We start from the raw sequence: 25,526 nt of genomic DNA, 5'->3' as shown, positions 1-25,526 counted from the left end.
GAGTATAACCATGAGCCAAGATAGACTACTTTCTGCAGACAATAATGCCGACAGTAATGATGAAGTTCTTCAATGGGTAACTTATAAGTTAGAAGACGAAACGTATGGTATTAATGTAATGCAAGTGCAGGAAGTGCTGCGTTATACTGAAATTGCACCAGTACCTGGAGCACCAAGCTATGTGCTTGGTATTATCAATCTGCGTGGTAATGTTGTTACGGTCATTGATACTCGCGCACGCTTTGGTTTGATGAGTGCAGAGGTGACAGACAATTCTAGGATTGTCATCATCGAAGCTGAAAAGCAAGTAATTGGTATCCTTGTTGATAGTGTTGCTGAAGTTGTTTACTTACGCAGCTCAGAAATTGACAGTGCACCAAACATTGGTACTGAAGAAAGTGCTAAGTTCATTCAAGGTGTATCAAATAGAGAGGGTGAGCTACTTATTCTTGTTGATCTGAATAAGTTACTTAGCGATGATGAGTGGGATGAATTGAGTCACATATAAGTGCTAGCTGTCGTTCAAGAAAATCTTGCTTTTATTGTAGTCACTATTACCTCAGGCATCCTCTTTTTAATATGTCTGGGGTTTATTTTTGGTCTGCAAAAAAAGTTAGAACAAAATCATAAAAATCAAAAGTTTTTAAAACAACAGCTCGAAGAATCGAATGCTCAAACTGAGATACTACGCAGTGAAATAGCGGAGTTAAGATCGGGTTTAATGAGCATAGGCAAGCGTTTATTGGCTTGTGAAAATTTTGCTAAAGATTTAGCTCAGCAGCAAGCTGCACAAAAGTATGATGATCCGGATGCAAAAATTTATTCTCGAGCGGTTAAAATGATTGAGCTAGGTGCCGATCTCGAAGAGATAATGCGAGAGTGTGAAATACCTCGAGCAGAAGCAGAGTTACTTCTTTCATTGCATCAAAAGCAATCTTAAATATAAGCGCTGAGTACTTTCATCGGCGCTTTTTCTTTCAAGCCTTTATATTCAACTTCTTATTAAAACCCTCCCAGCCCGGTGGAAACTTTCCTCTTAAAACATAAGAAAAAGCAATTAATTCGGCGATGACATAATAGAGCTCCTTAGGGATCTCTTGATGTAACTCCAGTTGATTTAATGTCGACGCCAGTTCGGCATCTTCGTGGATCATAATACCTTTTTCTTTGGCTAGCGTAATGATTTCATCAGCTAAGTCACCAAACCCTTTACAGACAACCTCAGGTGATTTGCCAGCTTCATACAGTAAGCCAATGGCTGATTTTTGTTCCATTTTATCTTCCCCTAAACCTGAATATTGACAATAGCATGCTGAGTAAAAAACAAATCAGCTTTTTCACTGTCTTCAGTTAACTCGATGTCACCCACCTGAAGACCATGCGCACTTAATTTCCTTCTCAAAGTATCAATGTGCGGCGCAGCTATTGCACATACCTGAGAGGAGTTTCCTGTTATTTGACATTCCAGTGATTTATCCATGAGTTCACCTTGCACAGAAAGTTTCCCAGCCGAAGCAAAGTCGAAATTTAAACGGATATACCAAACCGTTTTATCAGGTAAATTGCCTTTTGCTGGTTTTTTATAATTGCCTATTTGTAAATGTGTCTGTTTGCAGTTGTCAGGGAGCTTTGTTGGTAAAAACAAACTGACTAATAGTTGTGTATCACTACTTTGGTTTTGATTTTGGTTGATGTTTACTGACTGAACAATATTTTGTTGCAAACTATTATTGAGTTGCACAAGTTCACTCATTAAAGATGAGTTTAAATTGGGTATTTGTTGCTGAAGTTGGCCGATATTCTGTGCTTTAAAATTAGGTTGTAGGGTTTTTAATAGAGCATCGAATTTCGCTTGAGTTGAACTGTCGTTATTTTCATTTTGCATCACTTTTGGCGCAGATAAAAATGTGAGCAGCAACTTTTCAACGTTATTCAGTAAACTACTACTTTGTAGGTTTGTATTTATATTGCTTTGAGTCGCTGCGCTAGCAATTGGGTTTGGTAAGTTAAGCTCATTGGCAATTTGCGCTGAAGAGTGCTGTTTATCATCTATCATTCTAGAAAATGCTTGATGCACCAAACGCGTAAGGTCTGGTGACTTTTCATCCTTAAAGCGAGAAAGTTTATTAATCTGCTCTGAGCTTACTTCCGGCACCAATTTTTCGGCTTTATCTATTTGTTGCTCAGATATAAATGGCTTAATCAAAAGTTTCTCGAGGTTACCTGAAGGCACATAATGATTTTTTATGATTGATAATATATTTTGGCCAGCAAGTTTAACTTGGTTTGAATCATTGATAATTTCAGATTGGGGACTGAGACTTTGTTGTATAGCATTAGTATTTTTCGCAACGATTTTACTGTGTTGTGTTATCGGCCCCATACTGTTTTGCATTGAACTTTGAGTATCTGAAGCAGCACCATTTTTAACATCAATTTGCTCTTTTCCTGCCTTATTTAGTTGCGTGAGTGCACTTTGTAGGCTTGATGAAGTAGATTCCGTAGAGCGAGTTTTTATTTGGTTAATAGTAGCTTTTGGTGTTTGTAATTGCTCACTTATATTTGCGCTTTTATTTCCTAGAAAGGGGGAGGTTAGCCCTTTTTCAGAGTTAACTTCGTTGCTTAAAGGTGTTCTTTGAATTGTCTCTTTAGATATAAACCTTTGTTGTGTAGCCATTTGAGCTTTGTTGGGGTCTATTTCAGTTTTCACCTGTTTGGCTTTTGGCTCACTTACGCTTGATGTCATGGACGCTTTAGGCGTTGCTTTCAAATTTTCCTGAGAAAATAGTGCGGTTGTTAAAAGGTGCTCAGGTACTTTAAGTGGTGTCGTAATCGTAAATTGAGGTGTAAACGCTATTGTTTGTCTGATCTGAGAAAATAGTTGCACAATAGGTTCTGATTTTAAGTTTTTGGCTTCAGGGTAAATGAGTGCTTGAGAAGTGGATGTTTTGTTCAAGCTTGGTAATCTATTCACAGCAGCCGCGATATCCACATTTGAAGAAACAGTGTTTTTACTGTTTTTATCACCGATCAACATAAAGGGCGCTGCAATAATATTTTGTAATGCAGTTCGCACTGCTTGCTTTACGTCTTTAAATGAAACATTCAGCAAGGGCTTGTCATAATTTAATCCTGATTTTAGAGGCGCCTCGTTTGTGGGTTTTTCCAACTTTGTAGCCTGTGTAAGCATTGACTTAGCTGAATGCTTTAATTGAATAGCATATTGTTTTGGCTTTTCGCTAATTTCAAGGCCATGCATGGTGGAAGTAGGTGTTGCAGCCCGCCAACTTTTGTCTTGGGTGTTTGCTGAAAGCAATTCTATATTTCTGAGTGATAAAGCTGCTTTGGTGACTGGGTGTTGAATTTTTGGCGCTTTCTCTGAAAAATTAAGCACCATAGAAGGAAAGCTATTTGTTAGGCTCTGTGTAATTTTATTTTTGGCGATTGGTTGTTTGAGTAGTTGTTCTCCAAAGCGATCACTTATCGTGAGTAATACCTGTGCAGTATTGGTGTTTAATTTTGCAATTAATTTAGGCTCTGTGGCGAGTATTTTTGCAAGACTTGGATTGATTGCTAGGTTTACATCAAGCTTAGGTAGTTGAAGACTCGCGGGTGTGGTTTTTATTTCAGCATGTGTCGTGATATTCGGGCCAATTGAATCTCCTTTTAAAAAGTTCAACAGAGAAAGTAATTGGTCAGTAGCCTTGATATGCACACCTTGTTTTGGGGTTTGTAATGTTAACTTTAACCCCGTTTCATCGAGCTTAACAATTGCTTCTGGTAATTCGAGTTTTTGACTTTGAGGCTCTATTGCAAGGCGAACAGTTTGCCAGCGTCCATTTATTTCGATGTCCATACTGATTGAATCAGATTTTATCGAAATGTTTTTGGCTAAGAACGATTGCTCAATCGAGTTATGCAAAGCACGTCTATTTGCTTCGCTTAAAGTTGAGATAGACTCAGATGAGACCGAGTTCAGGTTTATAATTGGCAATTCATTCATTATTTTAAATCAAATTTTCAGTAATCGGTCGCAAAGCTCTGTTCGTATTACCATACCATTATGGTAGACTATCGCCCAATTTTACGCACCGAGAATACTAATTTGCTAGAGGTTAAATCTGTCACTTGCGTCAAGCAAGAACGCTGTTTATTTGAAGCGCTTAGCTTTACACTCGGATCTGGCAAGATTATGCAAATTGAAGGCCCAAATGGTGCGGGAAAAACCTCTTTATTGAGGATTTTGTCAGGCTTTGCTCAACCAGAAGAGGGTGAGGTACTGTTCGAGCAGCGTTCAATCAATGATTATTACGATGAATTTGCAGCTGAATTACTATTCATTGGGCATAAAACGGGTGTAAACACTCAACTTACCGCATTTGAAAATGTCTGTCATTGGTTGCGTGTTCACGGTTATAACGATGAAAGTCAGGTGTATGACTTATTAGGCAAGTTAGGCTTAGTGGGCCTAGAAGATGTGCCGGTTAGAACATTGTCAGCAGGTCAGCAACGCCGAGTTGCACTGGTTAGACTTTGGCTTAACAGCGCTAAGCTGTGGATTTTAGATGAGCCTTTTACTGCCCTTGATAAAAAAGGCGTTGCCATGTTGCAATCTCGTTTTAATGAGCATCTCGAGCAAGGCGGGTCAATTTTATTAACAACGCACCAAGACCTCACGCAGCATTTTGAACAATTACAAACTTTAGTGCTGGAGTATCGACACTAATGCAAGTAAATCATTCTTATTGGCAGCTTTTTAAAGCTGTATACAGCAAAGATGTCACTTTAGCATTTAGGCAACGTGCAGAAATAGTAAACCCGATATTGTTTTTTCTAATCGTCATTACGTTGTTTCCTCTAGCAATTGGTCCTGAGCCTGGGTTACTAGCTCGCATGGCGCCAGGTATTATTTGGGTCGCTGCGCTACTGTCTACCATGCTAGGCCTTGATAAGTTATTCAGAGATGATTATCACGATGGTTCATTAGAGCAAATGATTGCCTCGCCCTATCCATTGTCTCTGTGTGTGTTAGCAAAAGTCTTTGCACATTGGACCATCACCGGGTTGCCTATGGTTCTAATGGCACCCATGTTTGCACTTTTGATGAACCTTGAGTCTCAGGCGCTCGGTGCAACCATTTTAACCTTATTAATCGGAACCCCATTGTTAAGCTTTATCGGTGCCATCGGCGCTGGTTTAACAGTGGGCTTACAAAAAGGAGGTATTCTAATGAGTTTACTTGTTTTACCTCTTTATATTCCTGTCCTAATTTTTGCAACCTCGGCCATTGATACCAGTAGCATGTCGCTGGCATATGGCGGACAGCTTGCAATCTTGGGTGCGATGTTAGCAGTTGCCTGCATTGCCGCACCTTTGGCCATATCGTCAGCATTAAGAGTGAGTGTAAGTTAACATGTGGAAATGGTTACATCCCTACGCTAAAGCAGATCGTGCATACCAGTTGTGTAACACCTTACTGCCGTATTTTGCCGTAATTACCGTTGTCTGTTTAGTTGTTGGTTGGGTCTGGGGCTTAGCGTTTGCGCCAGCTGATTACCAACAAAAAGATAGCTACAGGATCATCTTTATTCATGTGCCTTCAGCCATTTTGTCTATGGGCGCGTATTCTTCAATGGCGATTGCCGCAATTGTGGCGCTCGTCTGGCAGTTGAGAAATGCTGAGTTGGCTGTAATCGCGATTGCGCCTGTAGGGGCTGCAATGACTGCAATTGCTCTCATCACCGGTGCTGCATGGGGTAAGCCTATGTGGGGAGCATGGTGGGTGTGGGATGCACGCTTAACCTCAGAGCTCATTCTTTTATTTTTATATCTAGGGGTTTTATCGCTCTATCATGCGTTTGAAGATAAAAAGGCGGCGGGCAAAGCGGCTTGTATCTTAGCGATCGTAGGTGTGATCAATTTACCAATTATTCATTTCTCAGTTGAGTGGTGGAACACGTTACATCAAGGTGCAACCATCACTAAGTTTGATACGTCGGCAATTGACCCTAGCATGTTGTGGCCTTTATTTATCAACATCGCAGGCTTTGCTGGTTTTGTGGGTGTGATTACACTGATTCGTTTAAAAAATGAAATCCTTCAGCGTGAAAAACACCGTCCTTGGGTACGCAGTTTAGTAAGTCGAGGTTAACAATGCAGTTCGAATCTTTTAGTGACTTTATTGCTATGGGTGGCTACGGCTTCTTTGTGTGGCTTTCATATGGTTCTTGTGCCGCTATTTTGGCTGGTATTCTAATTAGTTCTCTTAACGATGGTAAGAAACTAAAAAAAGAAGTAAAAGCACAAATGTTGCGTGAAGAGCGTATTAAGAAAGCAAAAGAGGAGGCGAAAGTATGAACCCTAGACGTAAAAAGCGCATGTTTACTGTGCTAGGCATTATCTTGGGTCTTGGCTCAGCGATTGGCTTAACTTTATATGCATTACAAGAAAACATTAATTTGTTCTACACCCCGTCAGAACTCATAAATGGTAAGGGTGAAAACTATGAAATGCCATTTGTAGGTCAAAAGTTACGAATTGGCGGCATGGTTGTACCAGGCTCAGTAAAGCGCGATGAAACTTCGTTAGATGTTGAGTTTAAACTCATTGATACCGGCCCGATGGTGACTATTCGCTATCACGGGATTTTGCCAGATTTGTTTCGTGAAGGTCAGGGTATTGTCGCACAAGGTACTTTAATTGAGCCTGACGTCATTGAGGCCTTTGAAGTTTTAGCCAAGCATGATGAAGAATATATGCCTGCTGAAATTGCAGAAGCAGTTAAAGGTATCAAACACGAAAAACCAAAATATAATTTAAATAACGAGAATTAGTATGATCCCAGAAATTGGTTATTTCTCGCTTGTACTGGCAATGGGCTTAAGCCTATTGCTATGTATTTTTCCTTTATGGGGCGCTTACACCGGTAATCTTAGGTTAATGCGAGCAGCGCCTTCTTTAGCTGTTGGTCAGTGTCTTTTTGTCCTATTTTCTTTCGCAATTTTAATTTATGTCACGCTGACTGATGATTTTACCGTCGCGTATGTGGCTCATCATTCAAGCACAACCTTACCTTGGTATTACAAGGTTACGTCGACTTGGGGTGGCCATGAAGGTGCTATTTTACTCTGGTTAGTAATGCAGTCGTCTTGGACTGCATTAGTTGCGCTTATGTCAAACTCGTTACCTTGGGTTTTACGTGCTCGCGTACTTGGCGTGCTGGGTTTCTTGGGTGTTGGCTTTATGCTTTATACCTTATGGATGTCGAGCCCATTTGAGCGTTTATTGCCTTATTACCCAGTAGAAGGGCGTGATTTAAATCCGCTTCTACAAGACCCCGGTATGATCATTCACCCGCCATTGCTTTATATGGGTTATGTGGGCTTATCTGTATCCTTTGCGTTTGCAATTGCGGCATTACTAACTGGTAAACTTGATAATACTTGGGCTAAGTGGTCTCGCCCATGGACGATGGTTGCGTGGGGTTTCTTAACATTAGGTATCACTATCGGCAGTTGGTGGGCGTATGCTGAACTCGGCTGGGGCGGATGGTGGTTCTGGGATCCGGTTGAAAACGCTTCACTGATGCCATGGCTAGTTGCCACTGCATTACTGCACTCTTTAGCAGTGACTGAGAAACGCGGCGTGTTTAAATCTTGGACGGTATTACTTGCGATTACTGCGTTTAGTTTATGTTTGTTGGGTACCTTTATCGTTCGTTCAGGGATCATTGTCTCTGTGCATGCCTTCGCGACTGATCCAGACCGAGGACTATATATCCTGTCGTTCTTAGGTGTTGTAGTAGGCGGTAGCTTAGCGTTATATGCAATGCGCGTTTCTGAAGTTTATAGTGAGGGACGCTATAAGTTTGCTTCTCGAGAGGTGACTCTCTGGGCGAATAATATCTTTTTAGTGGTGGCAACCCTCATTGTATTGCTGGGCACCTTGTTGCCTATGATCCATAAAGAGTTAGGCCTGGGCACCATTTCAATTGGTGTGCCGTTCTTTAATCAAATGTTCTCTATTTTGGTTGTGCCTTTTGCTTTATTACTAGGTATTGCACCTATGATGCGTTGGAAGCAAAACCAATTACCACCTATGGTGAAAAAATGGGGAGGTATGTTGGTTTTAGCTCTGGCTCTGACGGCATTGTGGTTATTGCCTAACTACGAATATGTTGCGCCGATGACGTTTATTGCAATAGCGCTTGCAGTGTGGATCACGCTAGGCACATTGCTAGATATTTTTGATAAGGCGTCGGCACAAGACAGCTTTGCAAATGGTTTAAAACGTTTAGGTTTAAGTTATTGGGCAATGGTGCTTGGCCATATTGGTATTGCATTTGTGATAGCCAGTGTGACACTTACATCAGCGTATTCAGTCGAACGATCAGTCAGCATGAAACCAGGTGACGTGGCACAGCTAAACGAATACAGCTATCGCTTTGATGGTGTAAAGGAAATTCGCGGTCCAAACTACAGTGGTCATGCGGGTGTGGTAACTGTGTTAAAAGACGATAAATTCATCGTTGAGTTATATGCTGAAAAACGCCTATATGATATCGGCATGCAATTTATGACAGAAGCCGCGATTGATGATGGTTTCTTCAGAGATTTATATTTAGCGCTCGGTGAGCAACTGAGTGAAGGTGCGTGGTCGTTACGTATTTATCATAAACCTTACGTTCGCTGGATGTGGCTAGGTGGTATTTTAATTTCACTTGCCGGTTTCATGGTTGTGGCAGATAAGCGTTACCGTAGAAGAAAGATAAAGGGAGCTGTAGCATGAATAAAAAGCTATTAGGTTTTATTCCTTTTTTAATCTTTATCTTCTTATGCGTTTTCTTGTACCAAGGCCTGTTTGGTAACCCAAGAGAGTTACAAACCGGCCGTATAGGTCAAACGATGCCAAGCTTTGTTTTACCTGATTTAATGGATGAATCAAAACAGTGGCGTGATACAGATCTAAAAGGTGACGTATATTTACTGAATGTATGGGGCACTTGGTGCCCGACCTGTATCGCTGAATTGGGTTATCTTACTGAGTTAAGAGAGCGCGGGGTACGCATTATTGGTTTGTATTATGAGCAAGCTTATGATCCAGACTTTGGCGATCAATTTGATATCAATGCACTGCGCAATGAAGTGCAGAATATGCTTGATAGAGCTGGCAACCCATATCAATTCAATATTTTAGACTTAGACCGCACACTGGCACTTGACTTAGGCGTTTCAGGTGCGCCTGAAACTTTCCTTGTTGATGCTAATGGTACGATTTTATTGCACCACACAGGAGATATAAACCCTCGAGTTTGGCGTGCTAAGTTTGCACCTGTTATGCAGGAGTTATCAGAATGAGAATTTTAACTTTATTATTTCTTAGCATTTTAAGCTTTTCAGCTTATAGTGCCCAAGATGAATATGAGTTCGCTAATGCTGAGCGTGCAGCAACCTTCAAGGCCCTGACGCAAGAGCTTCGTTGTCCGAAATGTCAAAACCAGAATATCGCTGATTCAGATGCCATTGTCGCTAAGGACTTACGTGACAAGGTGCTAGTGCTAGTTAACGAAGGAAAATCAAAGCAAGAAGTCATTGATTACATGGTTGACCGTTATGGTTACTTTGTTCACTACCAACCGCCGGTTACATCTGCAACCATTGTACTTTGGGTATTACCAGTACTAATTGTGATCATTGGTTTTGGCTTTATTGTCTTTCGACAAAAGAAGGCGTCAAAGAAACAAAAGTGGAATGCGCAAGACGAAGAAAAGCTCGCGCAACTGATCAAGCAGTATCAACGTCAGGAGCATAATTCATGAGCGCAATGACGCAAATGTGGGGCATGTTCGCTCTATTATCTATTCTTGCCGCTTTATTTGTTGTGGTGCCATTTTTACGACGTGAAAAGGTCATCGCGGTTGATTCTGATGCCAATGCAGAGCGTATTGCCATTTACCAACAGCGCCTAGATGATTTAGAACAAGAGTTTGCGGATAAAAAAATTGAGCAAACAGCTTACAACGAATCAATTGTTGAGTTAAAACGCCGCCTGCTTAATGAATTATCTCCTGAGAAGCAGCTTAATGCTCGAGGTAATAACCGTATATTCGCGCTAACCGGTTTGGCTTTTTTAGTTGCAGTAAGTGCCGTATTTTATGGCTTTACAGGTAGTCAAAAGCAAATAGAAGACTGGTACACTGCCATAGATAGGTTGCCAGAATTTGGTGAGCGTGCGGTTTTACAGCAAGGTGAACCACTGTCTCAAAATGAACTTCAAGCATTTGCTTTAGGTCTGCGCACAAAGCTGGCAGAAAGTGGCGATGATGCCGTTGCTTGGATGCTGTTAGGCCGTGTTGCTATGTCACTGGGTGATAATGATATGGCCAAGCAAGCTTTTGAGAAAGCACTGGTGATGCAGCCTGATAATAACAATGTATTGGTGAACTTCAGCCAAGTGTTATTAATTGAAGGTACAGATCCAAGCATGAATCGTGCTGCGAGAATGCTATCTAAGGTTTTACAGTCTGATCCAAGTAATATGGATGCGATTTCGCTATTGGCATTAATCGCATATGAGCGTCAAGACTGGGAAGAAGCCAAAGCCGCATTTGAAGTACTGCAGTCTTCTATGACCCAAGATGACCCTCGCTATGCCATGATTTCAGAGCGTATTCATGATATCGAACATAAAATTAATCCTGATGCGCACGCACATGAAGAAAACCAGGCTCCTGCAGGTGCGTCATTGACGATATCTGTCTCATTAAATGATTCTATAGCAAGTCAGTTACCAGACAATGCCACGCTGTTTATTTTTGCTAAAGCCCATAATGGCCCACCAATGCCATTGGCTGTGAACAAATTAAAACAATTTCAATTTCCGATTACTGTTACACTTGATGACAGCATGGCTATGATGCCTGATCTGAAGCTTTCTAATTTTGAAAAAGTTGAGATCACTGCCCGAGTTTCAAGTGATGAAGCTGTAACGGTGCAGGCGGGCGACTTAGAAGGTCAATCAGACGTGATAGCCTTAGATAATGCGCCGTCAATTGTGCGTGTTGAGATCAGTCGTGTAATAACCAGCACAGGAAGCTAAATGTTAAAACCTATATTATCCGCGTTTGCTGCACTCATTATTTCTGGGTGTGCGACGGTTGCCCCTGAAAAAGTTGATGAGCGAGATCCGCTTCAAAGTATCAACAGAACGGTCTATGACTTCAATATGGATGTACTTGATGCATATATTTTGAAGCCTGTCGCCGAAGGATACCTTGCCGTAACAAATGATCCGGTTAGAAAAAGTGTCTATGCGTTTACTACCAATATTGCAGCGCCAACAGATGCGGTGAATGCTTTATTGCAGGGAAAACCAAAAGATACAGGCATCAATACCGCGCGGTTCTTGGTGAATTCAACAGTGGGTATTTTTGGTCTCTTTGATGTTGCAAGCTCATTAGGTTTAAAACATAAAGATGAAGATTTCGGGCAGACTTTAGGTGTATGGGGCGTTGGCGATGGCGCATATTTGATGTTGCCAGGTTATGGACCGTCTACCGCTAGAAACATCACGGGTGACGTGGTAGACAAGTTTGTCTTACCTGAACTTGCGATGTCTACACCTCAAAGCCTATTAGTTTTTGCTGTGAGAGCAATTGATACGCGTGCGAGTTTATTATCGCAAGAGAAGCTACTTCGTGAGTCACTAGACCCGTATGTGTTCATGAAAGATATCTACTTCCAGCGTCAACTTTACGAGCTGCATGATGGTAACCCACCAATCAAAGAAGAAGAAGTTGAAGATTTTGATGAAGACTTCTTAGAGAATCTTTAAGAGCGCAAGCATACTCAATAGAAAGCCAAGTCAATGACTTGGCTTTTTCTTTATCTAACACTAACCCTAAGAGTTAAAAGCGCCAGTTGAGGTTAAGCCAAGCAGTTAACCCCGCTTCATTCACTCTGCTGGTCTGCTCATAGCCATTGACAGCCGCACCTGCACGACTTAAGTGCTCGCTGTAGGCTTTGTCGAGTAAATTATCTATACCAAAACTCCAGTCTATATTTTGACTTTGGCTATAGTTAGCATTCACAGACAGTACACCGTAACCGGTGGACTCTGAGACGTCTTGACCTGCAATATTACCTTGACCAATGGCTATACGATGTTGCTTTTGTACAACACGCCAAAGCATGCCAAGTTGCCAATCTTTCAGAGCGTAATCAAGTGTAAAGCGAGCCTGTAAAGCCGGTTGTTGCGCTAATGGTCTATGATCAGTTAGATTTGTAGCTCTTACCCAGCTGATACTTGCACCGGTTGATAATGACTTCGTCAGTGAATATTTGCTGTCTAACTCAAAACCAAAGCTCTCAGAGTCAACGTTGCGAGTTACTTTTGCCGGTTTGCCCATTTTCTCAAACGTATTGTCGATGAGAATAAAGTCATCGGTTTGATTGTAGAAAACAGAAGCTGAGCTTTGCCACTTATCAGTCTGGTGGACTAAGCCTAAATCGAATTGACTTGTGGCTTCATGCTTTGTGTTAAAAGCACTTATTGTCTTTTCGCTGCTTCGACCCGCACCTAATAATTCCCAATAATCAGGAAATCGCTCTACATAACCGAAGCCAGCAAAGTAACTGGTATTTTCGGTTTGTGCTTGAAATCTTGTGAACCCACTATACAAAGATGACTTTCGGGTCTGAGAAGCAGTCGGGTTAGGGGACATCATCATCATTGAACCGGCCATTTTGCGTTCATCAGTTGCTTGCCACCTGTCTACGCGCAAGCCCGATACCCATTGTTTGTTTTCTTCTAGACTAAATTCGTATTCAGCAAACACGCCAAACTGCTCAAAATGTCCGTCGGTAGTACGCGTTTCATTGTCAATTGGCATCATATTGATATTCATAGACATACGATTTGTGTGCTCATTACTTTGATGATCAACGCCAATGCTAAACTTGCTCGTTTTATTGTACTCACCGTGTGCTAAAAACTTCCCGCCGTAAGTTGTTCTGTCAGGGTTCATCGCTCTAGGCGTTTTGTTCATTGGTGTTGCAAAGAAATCACGTAATGAGAAGTTGTCCATAATATGATCGACATAATTGTAAAAAACTTGCCCTTCAATGCGCTTAATGACGGTGCCTTCAAGTAACCAATCGAATTTAATTGCACTATGAGTTCTATCAAATAAACTTCCGTCCATTGCTCTATCAGCATAAGCAACTTCGCCATCACTACGCCCAAGTGAAAGGCTAATAATCTTATCGTCACTTGGTGTGTAAGCGAACTCTAAATCGGTATTCCACTTCTCGTACCCTGAATGCACATGCGTGTCATTGCCATCTTTATAATTGTCCGCTTTGTTATAGCTGGCTGATATATTGGCAAAGTAGTTTTGATCTCCAAATTTAAGCTGGGAATTAATACCCCGACGCCCCGCATTGGCAAGCACTAGGTTACTAAAACCCTCTATACCAGCTTTATCCATTCTGTAACTATCACGCTCAAATAATACGGTCGCAGCGCTGTTACCTGGTCCATATAATACTGTTTGTGGACCTTTTATTACGGTAAGCGTGTCATAGCTTTGTGGTGTAATATAAGCCGTTGGAGGGTCCATACGATTTCCACATCCACCTAAGGTGAGGTTGCCATCAGTTAGAATATTCAAGCGCGAGCCTGCTTGACCTCTAAAGACTGGATCTGAGCTTGCAGCCCCTTTTTTGATTAATGAAAAGCCACTGATACTTGAGAGTAAATCTGACGCATCTTGAGCAGGCAAGGGCTGCCTTGGCAATTTAGGATCGGTTTTTATATTGAGTGGTGTTTGCATTGGTGCTATGACAACGATTTTTTCTATGTCATCAGCTACAGCATAACCACTTAATACGGTGCAGATAAGTCCACTTAGGATTGATTTTTTCATTTAAAAGCCCAGAGATTTAAAGAGTTGTGGGCAGTTTATAGATTTTTATTTGGAGAGGGATGTGACAGATTGTCGCACCTAAGCAGATTTTTAGGCACGACATCTTTGTTATTGATTTATATCAATTTAACTTCGAGTTAAACGCACTCCATGACTTGGAGCTGCTCGTTACCCCAAGCTAGAGCTTGATTATATATTTCAGGTAATAAGTCGTTGCTAAACTTTATGCGTTCACAGTATTCACCTGTTAACTCCCAGTCGGCTTGCTCATAGGCTTTTATTAGGCCTAAGTATTGAGCAAGTATTCCTTGTTTCTGCACTAGGGCTTCTTTGATCAAGTTACTTAAAGGCAACTTTTTCATAACGCCTTCCATACTTTCATCTAAAATCGCATCCATCAGTGACATCATGCCGACTAGAAAAGCCATGCCTGTGTCTTGGATCCCCTTATGTTTTTGTGCGAGCAGTTCGCAAAAGCGAGCACGTGTTAACGACAGTTTTATTAACTCGACAGGTTTTTCAGATGAAACTTGAGCAGCAAACAACAAAGACAAAAACTTTTTCAATTCTTGGTTGCCAAGCACGACCACCGCTTGTTTGATTGTGCTTATTTCAGCACGGCGCTTGAAAGCAGCGGAATTAGAATAGCGAAGAAGCTTGTATGATAGATTAACGTCTCTTTCAAACACTGAGGTGATTTTTTTGATATCCACATCAACCACAGAAGTTTCATAAAGCAGCTCTGCAAGTGCCATCTCTGAAGGGGGGAGCGACTTGCTTTTCACCATTTCAGGTTTTGCAAAAAAGTAGCCCTGGAAGTAACTAAAGCCTAGTGCCACGGCCTTTTCGAATTGCTCATTGGTTTCTACTTTTTCTGCAACAAGTTTAATATTTTTAAATTCTTTGGTGGCTTCTATGAGCTCTGCAATCTCTTCATCTGAGGTGATCAGCAGGTCGACTTTAATTTGGTCTATGTATGGATAAAAATGACGCCACACCTTTTGATGCTTATAGTCATCTAGGGCTAGAGTATAGCCTTTACTTTTTAGCTCTTGAACAGCAGCAAGTAAGCGCTTACCCGGTTGAACGGTTTCGAGAATTTCTATGACGACCTGTTCACTGGGTAACATGCTAGGGTAACCCTTGAGAATGGTATCTAGTGTAAAATTAATATATGCAGGTTTGCTATTCGTTAAGTCTTCTAAACCAAAGTTGAACTGACTGCCTTCAATCAGCTTAGAGGTGGCTTCATCCCCATCTATATTTGGGAAAACATTATCTACGCCATCTCGAAACAGTAGCTCATAACCCATAAGCTGTTTGTTTTGGTCAAAAATAGGTTGTCGGGCTGCATAAAAATACATGTACTACTGATCCTGTTACTTACTTTTACATCATAAATATAAAATATAATGCGTATTAAATCATTAACTAATTTACAATTAACAATCCAGTATTAATCCTTTGTTCCTAGTTTGGTGTGTGTCTTTGATGTTAACCGCACTTGGCTGGGGTTAGTATTTCATACATGTTATAGTCATATTGGTAATAAGATTAATATTTATTCACCAACCAAGATTCTCTTAATGAGTAAATGGAGGTAAGTTTTGGAAATAGGTACTTTAGTATCTCTCGTTTTATATTTTATCGTGATGTTAGGTATTGGCTTGTATGCTTATCGCAAGTCAACCAGTGATGTTTCAGGTTATATGTTAGGTGGTCGTAGCTTGCCACCTAGTGTTGCGGCTCTTTCTGCCGGCGCTTCAGACATGAGTGGTTGGATTTTGATGGGCTTACCGGGCGCAATGTTTGTGACAGGCTTCAGCAGCACTTGGATTGCAACAGGCTTAGTAATAGGTGCCTGGTTGAACTACTTGTTAGTTGCCCCAAGGCTACGTGTTTATACTGAAGTAGCAAACGACGCCATCACCATTCCGGATTATTTTGCAAATCGCTTTGAAGATAGAGGTAATGCGCTAAGAATTGTATCGGCTTTAGTAATCATCATCTTCTTCACGTTATACACTTCTTCAGGTGTTGTGGCTGGCGGTAAGCTGTTCGAGAACTCATTCGGCATGAGCTATGAATCAGGTTTATATATCACAACAGGTGTAGTGGTACTTTACACTTTATTTGGTGGGTTCTTAGCTGTAAGCCTTACAGACTTTGTACAAGGGTGTATTATGTTTGTGGCTTTAATTTTAGTTCCTCTTGTCACTTTCTCTTTACTAGATAACCCACTTTCTATCACGCTTAATGAATTGAATCCGCAGATGTTGACTTGGATTGGCGCAGGTGGAGCAATTGGCATTATCTCAGCCATGTCTTGGGGTCTAGGATATTTTGGTCAACCGCATATCATAGTACGCTTTATGTCTGTTAGAAGTGTAAAAGACATGCCGGTTGCGCGTCGTATTGGTATGAGCTGGATGATAATTGCAGCGCTGGGCGCTGTATTTACAGGTCTGTTTGGTGCTGCATATGCCCATGAAAAAAACCTTGTAGTGGACGATCCTGAAACAATATTTTTGATTTTGTCACAGTTATTATTCCATCCACTCATAGCTGGTTTCTTGCTGGCGGCTATTCTGGCAGCAATTATGAGTACAATTTCTTCGCAGTTATTGGTGAGTTCAAGTTCTTTAACAGAAGACTTTTACAAAATCTTTATCCGCCGTGATGCCACAGACAAAGAGCTTGTATTAGTAGGTCGCATCAGTGTGGCGCTGGTTGCATTGTGTGCTATCTATTTGGCGTATGACCGTGACAGCTCTATTTTAGACCTGGTAAGTAATGCGTGGGCAGGGTTCGGTGCGGCATTTGGTCCGTTAGTATTATTTAGCTTACTGTGGAAACGTATGAACTTTGCTGGTGCATTAGCAGGCATGCTCGTTGGAGCAGGGACTGTTCTTATTTGGATTTATGCGCCGATCCAAATCAATGGCCAGTCTTTAAGTAGTTTCATCTATGAAATCGTACCTGGGTTTATTCTTTCTTCAATTGCTATTGTTGTGGTGAGTTTAATCACAGACGAACCTTCTGCGCAAATCAGCGATAAATTTGCCGAGTATGAACAAGAGTTAAATGCATAGCGTGATTTTTAATTAATTAAAAGGGAGCGATATGCTCCCTTTGTTGTTTTTACTGAATACTGACTGATAACCTTCTACTTAATTGATCTTAAAACTCTTTACAATTTCAGATAATTGATGACTTGCTTGTTTTAAACTTAAGCTGGCTTCAGTCAGTGCATGTGTCGTTTCTAGAGAGTGATCGGTGGCTTCTGACAGGTCGGTTATTCGGATGTTTACTTCCTGTGCAGCTGTGCTTTGCTCTTCTGTTGCGCGTGCTATATGGCTATTCATATCTGTAATTGACATGATGAGTCGCTCTATTTCATTTAACACTTCATCGGCTTCTGCGACTTGCTTTACTGTATTTTCAGAGATTTGCTGACTTGCCTGTACAGCACTCACCGCTTCCTGAGCACCTTTTTGCAATTTCTCAATCATGGTTTGAATTTCATCGGTACTTTGCCCTGTACGGCTAGCAAGAGTTCTTACTTCATCAGCTACAACCGCAAAGCCACGACCTTGCTCACCCGCTCTGGCTGCCTCTATTGCTGCATTTAAGGCCAGTAAATTGGTTTGTTCTGAGATCCCTCTAATTACATCTAGTACAGAGCCGATGTTATTACTTTCTTCAGCAAGCACTGTGGTTACCTCACTGACTTCTTGAATATTACTCGATAAGGTTTCTATTGCACTGATAGTTTTCGCGACGACTTGTTTACCATTGTTACTGTTCTTAAGCGCGTCATTAGCTGCGTGCTCTGCGGCTTCGGCATTTTCGCTTACTTCCCTGATCTGCATACTCATCTGTTCAACCGCAGTGGCAACTTGTCGACTATTATCATTTTGATGTTCAATATGATTCAAATTGACTTTACCTGTTTCATCTACTGAGTTTGAAAGTCGTTCGACCTCAGTCGCACTGTGAGAAACGCGCTCTATAGAGTGGCGCATTTTTTCAGTGTAGGCGTTAAAGTAATTCGCTAATTGTGATATCTCGTCTTTGCCTGACTCATCTAGCCGTTGGGTGAGATCACCTTCGCCATGGGAAATGTTCTTCATCATTTCAGTCGCTAAATTGACAGGGTTGAGAATACTATTGCTAATTAAAGAAATCAGTGCGGCTAAAATGATAAGCAAGACAACTACATCAATAATCATTAAATTTCTAAGTTCTGCAAAGTCTTCTTCAATAGAATCAAGATAAACACCAGAGCCCAAAATCCATTGCCAAGGCGCAAACCCTTTAACATAAGAGATTTTGTCTACAGGGTCATCAAAACCTGGTTTTGGCCATTTATAAGGCACAAACCCTTCACCTTGTTGACGGACAATTTTGACCATTTCCATAAATAGGTATGTGCCATCAGGGTCTTTACTTGCTGAGAGTGACTTGCCAACTAATTGTGGCTTCATTGGATGCATAACCATATTTGGGTTGTAATCATTAATCCAATAGTAATTGTCAGTGTCGTAGCGAAGCTTAGAAATAGCATCAAGGGCTGCTTTTTGAGCTTGATCTTGGGTCAATTCACCAGATTGTTGCAAGTCGTGAAAATGCTCTATGATGCCAAATGTGTTCTCCACGAGGTTTTTGGTTTTCTCATATTGTTGCTGTTCTAGACTAGAAAATTGCTGCGGAAGACTCGTTAAACTTAGTAACACAAGGCCTAATGCGACCACACCTAGTATCATCAGCAGCCGTTGAAATATTGAGAAGTTTCTTAAAAACTGCATAGATTCACCACCTTTTTATATTTAAGCTTATCTAAGCTACGCAAAACAGCTTTTGCGCGAAGAAGCATGCTGTTGGATCTGCATCTAGTAATAAAATTTAGCTTAGTTTAGAGATTTGATTTTGTCACAACTTGAGTGATCAAATATATTTAAAACAGGGGTTTATAGTGTTTTTTTATTCTAGATCAAGGCAATAGGAGATTGGTCTTAAGCCAAAAGTTGTATGGTGATTTATATTACCAATTATCAGTAATACTTGATCATTTTGAGGGACTAAAACTTACTCTAATTTTCCTTGCCTCAAAATAGACCGATAAATTAAGAGGATTGGTATGAATGAAAATGCAATAAAAAAGCCCTGTGAAGAGGGCTTTTTAAGGAGTAATTTTATCTAGACTCTAAATTGCTCTACAGACTGCCTGAGCTCTTCAGCGAGCTTCGCGACTTCTGAACTCGAAATCGACGTCTGGTTCGAACCTTCAGCGGTTTGCTCGGCGATAGCAACAATGGACTCAAGGCGTTCGCTGATCTCTTGGGCTACTTGTTGTTGCTCGTTAGCAGCATTTGAGATCTCCTCACTGACGTCATGGGCTTGAGAAACCGCTTGAGTAATACTGTTTAAGGCTTCGTTAGCTAAGTCACTCTGCTCGACACAAGAAACCGCTTGTTGTTTGCCTTTTGACATAGCGTTTACTGCTTCTTCAGCACCCGCTTGCAGAGATTCAATCATTGATTGGATCTCTTGAGTCGACTCTTGAGTTTTGCTCGCCAGTGATCTTACTTCATCTGCAACAACGGCAAAGCCTCGGCCTTGTTCGCCCGCACGCGCAGCCTCAATCGCTGCATTTAGCGCAAGCAGGTTAGTTTGTTCAGCAATACCTCGAATAACATCTAAAATACCACCAATAGATGCACTGTCTTGATGTAGCTTATTGATAACACGAGATGCTTCGTCAACTTCTGAAGCAAGTTGCTCAATGGTATGCTTGTTCTCATGTGAAATACCTTTCACACGCTCAGCCTCTTTGTCTGCATTCTTGATTTCTAGCAATGCCTGATGAGCGCTGTTACTGACACCATGAGAGGTACTGCTCATTTCTGTGGTCGCTGTTGCAGCTTGCTCAACTTGAGCCTGCTGACTCTTAATTGCCTGACTAGACTCTGTGGTGATCATAGATGTTTGCTCGGAAGCTGCAGCCAGTTGAGTAGAGCGAGATACAATACCAGTAATTAGCTCTCTTAAACTGGTGATAAGCGTGTTACAGCTTCGCGAAAGCTCGCCGAATTCATCTTGCGCGCTGTCATCTAAGCGTTGGGTCATGTCACCACTTGCAACTATGGTTAGGATCTTATTCACTTCCGCAAGCGGTTTGGTAATAAGTTGAACGGTAACATAAGCAACACCCACTGCTATAAGTGTTGCAGCAAGCATACCAACCCAAGTCCATAAATTAGCTGCGCTCACATCATCACGCACGCCAGTCTGAAGTTCTAAAGCTACTTCATTTGCTAACGCTACTAGTTCAGAGAGTTGTTTTAATGCGGCCTCAGTAGCCAATTCTGAATCGTTAACAGCCTGTCGAGTTTTAGCTTCGGTTTGTAATAACGCACGTTTATTACCAGCTAAACCAGTTTGACCTTCAACTTGTTCCTTTAAGTCACCATAATACCCTTCTAAATCTTCTAAATAAGAAGGTTCGAGGGAGTTTACAGGACCTCTGATCAACTCAATATTTCGAGCAATTTCCTTGATAGCAAAGTTTTGCTCGTTAGCAATAATGTCAACGGTGTTTGCGTTATCAGCGGCAATTAGATCGTTACTGCTTGTAACCAAGTTAGAAAAGTGATTTTCAAGGCTTGATGCAGCTTGGAAAGCTCTTTGGCTAGTCGCTTTTAGTTCACCGATATCAAGGATATCAAGCACGCTCGTTGTTGCATCTTCTGCTGCTAGCTCTATTTCTTCAAGTTGCGTAACCAAATCTTTTTTAATTTGCAGGGTACTGGCTTTATCGTCTAGAAGTAAATTTACAGTAGGTAGAAATTTGTTAAATGTGTTACCTACTTTTTGCGCGCGTTGAGATAACTCAGGGTTGCTTTGTACGACTTGTTCCAACTGACGATAAGCATTTTTGAAGTTTTCTTGTCGTTTTTCAAATTGAGACTTCAATTGAGCTAGCTCTGAAGGTTGGGATGCGAAAAAGCTACTCTGTGCGAGTTTACTCATCTGTGTGAACTCTACTTGTAGCTCTGAGCTATTAGTTAATGCTGGCAGAGAAAGGTTATTCACTTGCTGAGATGAGCTGTCAATATTTGCAATTCTCAGGAGAGAATTACCCCCAATCATAAGGAGTAACAAGGTGATGAAAATAAACCCACCCCAAATACGTTGACTAACAGTGAAATTCATATCGATTCCGTAAGTTGCTTAAGACAGTAAATATATCGGTCTGGTAACTGATAAGTTAAGTATTTTATAGCAGATGTAGCAAAATAATTCAGTAAAAAGGGAGGATTAACAAATTATTTGCTCAAATATCGTTCACCTGTATCAAGGTTCATTAAGGTCATGTTCCCACCCCAGACACAACCCGTGTCTAAAGCAAGCATGTTTTCAACATGGGTTACCCCATCAAGGGCTGCCCAGTGACCAAAGACATAACGATTTTTATCACTTTCAAAGCGCTCATGTCTAAACCAAGGCATTAGAGTACTTTGCTGAGGGCTGCCTTTTTCAAAAAAATTCAAGTTTCCTGATTGCTCTAAAAAACGCATTCTTGTGAAAACATTAACAGTGATTTTGAAATTTGTTAAAAAGTCTTTGCTTGGAGTATAGGCTGGATCCTTACTGCCATACATATTTTCAAAGAAGATATTTGCTTCATCACTTCGGTAGTTTTGCTCTGCAATATGTGCATAATTTAATGCTTGCTCGATACTCCAATGTGGGTGAATACCAGCATGAGAGAGAAAGGTCGAGTGATCTTTTAGATAAACTGCGAGCGGTTGTGTTCTTAAATACGAAACATAGTTTTCGCAGAATTTACTAGAAAATACGGGGGCTAAATTGTCTTTTGGGTTTGGTTGCTTGCCGAGGAGATAGCAAGCGATAAAGTGTAAGTCATGATTGCCAAGAGTAACGGTTAAGGCATCTTGGTTTTGATACACAAAATCTAGGCAAGCGAGGGAGTCAGGTCCACGCGCAATAAGATCACCTACAAGGTATAGATGATCTTTACTTGGATTAAACCCGACTTCAGATAGCAGTTTAATGAAGGGGGTAAAACACCCTTGCAAATCGCCGACTGCGTAATTAGCCATGATTAATGCAAAATGTTTGGCCGAGAAAGCCTGAATACATCAATCGGGGCTTGAAACTCTGTACCAAACTCGTTTCTCATCACATAGTGCCCCTGCATCGTGCCAACCGGTGTGTCTAGCACCGCGCCACTGGTATAGGAATAAGATTCGCCAGGAGCAATAGTCGGACGTTCACCAACGACGCCTTCGCCCTCAACTTCAGTTTCTTTGCCATTCGCGTCAGTAATTAGCCAGTAGCGGCTCTCTAATTTTGCGTTACACAAACTATGATTTTTGATAGTGATAGTGTAGGCAAAAACATACTTATCTTTTTCTGGTTGAGATTGGTGCTCAACATACATGGTTTCTACAGATACCTTGATAGGTGATCCTAAGTTACTGCTTGTTGTCATAAATCCAATTTGCGATATCAATAAATTGAGTCAGAGATAAACTTTCTGCACGTAATGAAGGGTCGATGCCTAAGGCTGTGAGCTCATCCGCTGTTAACAGGTTTGAAAGACTATTACGCAGTGTTTTTCTGCGCTGGTTGAACGCCTCTAAGCATACAGTGTTCAATAACTTAGTGCTTTTCGCTGTTCGCTGCTCAGGCTTTTTAGGAATTAAGCGTACGACTGCAGAGTCAACTTTCGGGGCTGGTTTAAAGCACTCAGGCGGCACATCTATTACTGGCATTGCATGACAGTAATACTGTGTCATCACACTTAAGCGACCGAACGCTTTAGAGCCTGGGCCTGCAACCATACGCTTAACGACTTCTTTTTGAAGCATAAAGTGCATATGTTCAATATTGTCTACAAACTCAAATAAATGGAATAGTAATGGCGTAGACACATTGTATGGTAGGTTACCGAAGACTTTTAACTTCTCGTCGTCACGGATAAGGCTTGCGAAGTCGAATTTCATCGCATCGCCCTGATGAACAGTTAATTTAGGTCCTAAGAAAGGATGTTGCGTTAATCTCTCTGCTAAGTCTTTATCTAGCTCGACAACGGTTAATTGACCACTTAAATCAGTGACTGGTTCAGTGATAGCACCTAAACCAGGGCCAATCTCAACCAAGTTATCTGAAGGTTTAGGGTCAATCGCGGTGACGATTTTGTCGATGATCATGTCATCGTGTAAAAAGTTTTGTCCAAAGCGTTTACGTGCTCTGTGACCTAAATGTACGTTATCTGTCATTAATTCATTGCTTTTTTTGAGGCGAGCGTAATAGCTTCGCGGATCGCTAAATCAAAACTACCGACTTCGATCTGCCCTGTGGCAGCTAAATCTAAAGCAGTACCATGATCAACGGATGTTCTAACGAAAGGCAAACCGAGTGTTATGTTCACTGAATTACCAAAGCCTTTGTATTTTAGCACAGGCAAGCCTTGATCGTGATACATTGCAAGCACCGCATCGGCATTATCTAGGTATTTAGCTTGAAAAAGTGTATCTGCTGGAAGAGGGCCAACAAGCGTCATGCCCTGACTATTCAGTGATTCAAGTGCAGGCTCAATCGTTTCAATTTCTTCTCGTCCTAGATGACCGCCTTCACCGGCATGAGGGTTGAGACCACAGACTAAGATTTTTGGTTGAGCAATACCGAATTTCGTTTGCAAGTCATGATTTAGAATATTGATGACTTTTGTAAGGCGGTCGTGCGTGATTGCTCTTGATACATAAGCAAGTGGAATATGAGTTGTAACAAGCGCGACTCTTAGTCCTTCAGTAGCCAGCATCATAACAACATCTTGGGTATTCGATTGTTGTGCAAAAAACTCAGTGTGGCCGCTAAAAGAGATACCTGCTTGGTTGATGATACCTTTATGAACCGGGCCAGTGACAACTGCGGCAAATGTGCCGTCCATATTCTTTTCAGATGCGACTCTGAGCGTCTCTAGTACGTATTGACCATTCGCTTCATTTAACTCGCCAGGTGTAACCTCAACGCCTTTATCAATTTGTAGATAAAATAAGCTACCGGCGGGGGCTAAACTAGGGGCGTCATTGTCTTTAAAAGGAATTAGGTTAATTGTTTCTCCTAATTCCTTTGCGCGCTTTTCTAAAATAGTTTTATCAACAACAGCGACGAGTTGTACAGGCCACGCTTTTTGTGCCAGCTTGATAACTAAATCAGGGCCAATGCCAGCTGGCTCACCCGGTGTTATAGCGATACGAATGGTCATATATTACCTATTCAGTAGGAAAAACATCGATATTTGCTTGCTCTCGCATTTCATTCATCCAACGCAAACTTTCTTCTTGAAACTTTCTGTTATAGAGGATGCCATGAGCACGATTTTTCTTAGCAAAATCAGTTTTATCAGCAACACGCTTATCGAGTAGTTGAACGATGTGCCAACCAAATGTTGATCTAAATGGTTCGCTGATTTCATTCTTATCAAGAGAAAGCAAAGTATCTCTAAACGCAGGCACGTATGTCGTAGGATCTGTCCAGTCATACTCACCGCCTTTTAATGCAGAGCCCGGGTCTTCAGAATGTTCTTTTGCTAATTCTGCGAAGTCAGCGTTACCTGCACGTAAGTCTTTAACAAAACCAGCAAGCATTGAGCGCGCTTTCTCTTCACTTAAGATAATAGAAGGCTTGATTAAGATATGACGCGAGCGAACTTCAGTGGTTTCAACCACCTGTCTGCCACGAATATCTTGTACTTTTAAGATGTGGAAGCCGGCGCCTGAACGAAGTGGACCAATAATATCATCTTTCTTTTTACCTTTAACTGCTTCTGCAAACAGTGAAGGCATTTCATTGATCCCCATCCAACCTAGTTGACCACCATCAAGCGCTTTAGCGCCGCTAGAAGAGGCAATCGCAATGCGTTTGAAGTCTTTGCCATCGTTAAGAAACTTAATAACGTTATTGGCTCGGTCTCTGGCATCTTCTAGTTCTTCAGGAGAAGCTTTGCTTGGCACTTTTACTAAAATATGGCCAATGTCATATTCTTCAGACTGACCTGTTTGCTGCTCAAGAATGGTTTGTAAATTAGCGATTTCTTGAGGGTTAATATAGATACGGCGGTCGACGTTTGCACGTCGCACCTGACTGATGGTGATTTCTTGCCTAATTTCTTCTCGATAGGCTTTGAAACTCTCACCGGTCGCTTCGATTGATTTTCTTAAATCAGCGATCGTTGCACCTTGTTCAGATGCAATATTTGCGAGCGTTTGGTCTAATTGAGCATCTGAGATTTCTAATCCCATTCTTTCAGCTAGTTGTAATAATAGAGATTGGTCAACAAGCCTGTCGATGGCCTGTATACGTAGTGTATTATCAGAAGGTAACTGAGTATTTTGCTCTTTTGCTTGTTGTTTTACTCGAGAGATAACTTTATTTACTTCGCTCTGCAATACAACACCGTCATTGACGGTTGCGACTACTTTATCTAATTGTACCCGCTCAGCTAGTGCTGCTTGACTAAAACCTAACCCCATTAGGGCGGCGATTAACAACGTTTTTAAATTCATAATGC

At 41.3% G+C, this 25,526-nt stretch carries 24 protein-coding genes; 13 read left to right on the top strand and 11 right to left on the bottom strand.

The window, feature by feature from the left end; genetic code table 11:
* Positions 1 to 10 precede the first annotated feature (10 nt).
* Together C1E24_RS16490 and C1E24_RS21135 are read left to right on the top strand one after the other, a co-directional pair.
* Positions 11 to 508, top strand: a complete 498-nt coding sequence (locus C1E24_RS16490) for a chemotaxis protein CheW (RefSeq protein WP_138483340.1) — start codon at positions 11 to 13, stop codon at positions 506 to 508.
* Positions 509 to 940 (top strand): DUF2802 domain-containing protein, encoded by a 432-nt coding sequence (locus tag C1E24_RS21135; protein WP_058029217.1) that lies wholly within the window; start codon positions 509 to 511, stop codon positions 938 to 940. It begins immediately after the preceding gene.
* A gap of 37 nt (positions 941 to 977) precedes the next feature.
* On the opposite strand, the gene C1E24_RS16480 is transcribed toward C1E24_RS21135, so the two are convergent.
* Positions 978 to 1,274 (bottom strand): EscU/YscU/HrcU family type III secretion system export apparatus switch protein, encoded by a 297-nt coding sequence (locus C1E24_RS16480; protein ID WP_138483338.1) that lies wholly within the window; start codon positions 1,272 to 1,274, stop codon positions 978 to 980.
* An 11-nt stretch (positions 1,275 to 1,285) separates the two neighbouring features.
* Positions 1,286 to 4,003, bottom strand: a complete 2,718-nt coding sequence (locus C1E24_RS16475; RefSeq protein WP_138483336.1) for a flagellar hook-length control protein FliK — start codon at positions 4,001 to 4,003, stop codon at positions 1,286 to 1,288.
* Between the two features lie 102 nt (positions 4,004 to 4,105).
* Between C1E24_RS16475 and ccmA the strand changes: the two genes are divergently transcribed.
* Genes ccmA through C1E24_RS16425 form a run of 10 tightly spaced genes read left to right on the top strand, consistent with a single transcriptional unit; the run spans position 4,106 to position 11,832 of the window.
* Positions 4,106 to 4,726: a cytochrome c biogenesis heme-transporting ATPase CcmA gene (ccmA, locus tag C1E24_RS16470; protein WP_138483473.1), complete on the top strand. Its 621-nt coding sequence runs from the start codon at positions 4,106 to 4,108 to the stop codon at positions 4,724 to 4,726.
* Positions 4,726 to 5,412: a heme exporter protein CcmB gene (gene ccmB / locus C1E24_RS16465; RefSeq protein ID WP_138483334.1), complete on the top strand. Its 687-nt coding sequence runs from the start codon at positions 4,726 to 4,728 to the stop codon at positions 5,410 to 5,412. The genes ccmA and ccmB overlap by 1 nt, the downstream gene beginning before the upstream one ends.
* 1 nt (position 5,413) lies before the next feature.
* Entirely contained in the window at positions 5,414 to 6,151 is a 738-nt protein-coding gene (locus tag C1E24_RS16460; RefSeq protein ID WP_138483332.1) for a heme ABC transporter permease, read from the top strand.
* Positions 6,152 to 6,153: 2 nt separating this feature from the next.
* On the top strand, positions 6,154 to 6,357 hold the full coding sequence (gene ccmD, locus C1E24_RS16455; protein ID WP_138483330.1) for a heme exporter protein CcmD: 204 nt from the start codon (positions 6,154 to 6,156) through the stop codon (positions 6,355 to 6,357).
* A complete protein-coding gene (gene ccmE / locus C1E24_RS16450; protein WP_138483328.1) occupies positions 6,354 to 6,833 on the top strand; it encodes a cytochrome c maturation protein CcmE in 480 nt (159 codons plus the stop codon). The genes ccmD and ccmE overlap by 4 nt, the downstream gene beginning before the upstream one ends.
* A gap of 1 nt (position 6,834) precedes the next feature.
* Positions 6,835 to 8,787 (top strand): heme lyase CcmF/NrfE family subunit, encoded by a 1,953-nt coding sequence (locus C1E24_RS16445; protein WP_138483326.1) that lies wholly within the window; start codon positions 6,835 to 6,837, stop codon positions 8,785 to 8,787.
* Positions 8,784 to 9,356, top strand: a complete 573-nt coding sequence (locus tag C1E24_RS16440; protein WP_138483324.1) for a DsbE family thiol:disulfide interchange protein — start codon at positions 8,784 to 8,786, stop codon at positions 9,354 to 9,356. The genes C1E24_RS16445 and C1E24_RS16440 overlap by 4 nt, the downstream gene beginning before the upstream one ends.
* Positions 9,353 to 9,817 (top strand): cytochrome c-type biogenesis protein, encoded by a 465-nt coding sequence (locus tag C1E24_RS16435; RefSeq protein WP_138483322.1) that lies wholly within the window; start codon positions 9,353 to 9,355, stop codon positions 9,815 to 9,817. Before C1E24_RS16440 ends, C1E24_RS16435 begins: the two co-directional genes overlap by 4 nt.
* A gap of 5 nt (positions 9,818 to 9,822) precedes the next feature.
* Positions 9,823 to 11,097, top strand: coding sequence for a c-type cytochrome biogenesis protein CcmI (ccmI, locus tag C1E24_RS16430; RefSeq protein WP_138483471.1), 1,275 nt, complete (start codon positions 9,823 to 9,825; stop codon positions 11,095 to 11,097).
* Entirely contained in the window at positions 11,098 to 11,832 is a 735-nt protein-coding gene (locus tag C1E24_RS16425; protein ID WP_138483320.1) for an MlaA family lipoprotein, read from the top strand.
* A gap of 73 nt (positions 11,833 to 11,905) precedes the next feature.
* On the opposite strand, the gene C1E24_RS16420 is transcribed toward C1E24_RS16425, so the two are convergent.
* On the bottom strand, positions 11,906 to 13,924 hold the full coding sequence (locus C1E24_RS16420) for a TonB-dependent copper receptor (RefSeq protein WP_138483318.1): 2,019 nt from the start codon (positions 13,922 to 13,924) through the stop codon (positions 11,906 to 11,908).
* A gap of 137 nt (positions 13,925 to 14,061) precedes the next feature.
* Complete coding sequence (locus tag C1E24_RS16415) at positions 14,062 to 15,288, bottom strand: EAL and HDOD domain-containing protein (protein WP_138483316.1); 1,227 nt, start codon at positions 15,286 to 15,288, stop codon at positions 14,062 to 14,064.
* A gap of 243 nt (positions 15,289 to 15,531) precedes the next feature.
* Here C1E24_RS16415 and putP point away from each other — a divergent pair, with 243 nt between their 5' ends.
* A complete protein-coding gene (gene putP / locus C1E24_RS16410; RefSeq protein ID WP_138483314.1) occupies positions 15,532 to 17,016 on the top strand; it encodes a sodium/proline symporter PutP in 1,485 nt (494 codons plus the stop codon).
* Between the two features lie 78 nt (positions 17,017 to 17,094).
* On the opposite strand, the gene C1E24_RS16405 is transcribed toward putP, so the two are convergent.
* The 7 genes from C1E24_RS16405 to surA form a co-directional block, all read right to left on the bottom strand.
* A complete protein-coding gene (locus C1E24_RS16405; protein ID WP_138483312.1) occupies positions 17,095 to 18,732 on the bottom strand; it encodes a methyl-accepting chemotaxis protein in 1,638 nt (545 codons plus the stop codon).
* 391 nt (positions 18,733 to 19,123) lie between these two features.
* Positions 19,124 to 21,139 carry a HAMP domain-containing methyl-accepting chemotaxis protein gene (locus C1E24_RS16400; protein WP_138483311.1) on the bottom strand — a complete coding sequence of 672 codons (2,016 nt, stop codon included), beginning with the start codon at positions 21,137 to 21,139 and terminating at the stop codon, positions 19,124 to 19,126.
* Positions 21,140 to 21,252: 113 nt separating this feature from the next.
* Entirely contained in the window at positions 21,253 to 22,050 is a 798-nt protein-coding gene (locus C1E24_RS16395) for a symmetrical bis(5'-nucleosyl)-tetraphosphatase (protein WP_138483309.1), read from the bottom strand.
* Between the two features lie 2 nt (positions 22,051 to 22,052).
* A complete protein-coding gene (apaG, locus tag C1E24_RS16390; protein WP_138483307.1) occupies positions 22,053 to 22,442 on the bottom strand; it encodes a Co2+/Mg2+ efflux protein ApaG in 390 nt (129 codons plus the stop codon).
* Positions 22,426 to 23,232 (bottom strand): 16S rRNA (adenine(1518)-N(6)/adenine(1519)-N(6))-dimethyltransferase RsmA, encoded by an 807-nt coding sequence (gene rsmA, locus C1E24_RS16385; protein ID WP_138483305.1) that lies wholly within the window; start codon positions 23,230 to 23,232, stop codon positions 22,426 to 22,428. The genes apaG and rsmA overlap by 17 nt, the downstream gene beginning before the upstream one ends.
* A complete protein-coding gene (gene pdxA / locus C1E24_RS16380; protein ID WP_138483303.1) occupies positions 23,232 to 24,221 on the bottom strand; it encodes a 4-hydroxythreonine-4-phosphate dehydrogenase PdxA in 990 nt (329 codons plus the stop codon). Before pdxA ends, rsmA begins: the two co-directional genes overlap by 1 nt.
* A gap of 7 nt (positions 24,222 to 24,228) precedes the next feature.
* On the bottom strand, positions 24,229 to 25,521 hold the full coding sequence (gene surA, locus C1E24_RS16375) for a peptidylprolyl isomerase SurA (protein ID WP_138483301.1): 1,293 nt from the start codon (positions 25,519 to 25,521) through the stop codon (positions 24,229 to 24,231).
* Positions 25,522 to 25,526: the final 5 nt, after the last annotated feature.

This window comes from Pseudoalteromonas phenolica (assembly GCF_005876835.1).
Lineage (GTDB): Bacteria > Pseudomonadota > Gammaproteobacteria > Enterobacterales > Alteromonadaceae > Pseudoalteromonas > Pseudoalteromonas phenolica_B.
Note: the sequence above shows the minus strand (reverse complement) of the source record. Positions and strands in the feature narration are given on the sequence as shown.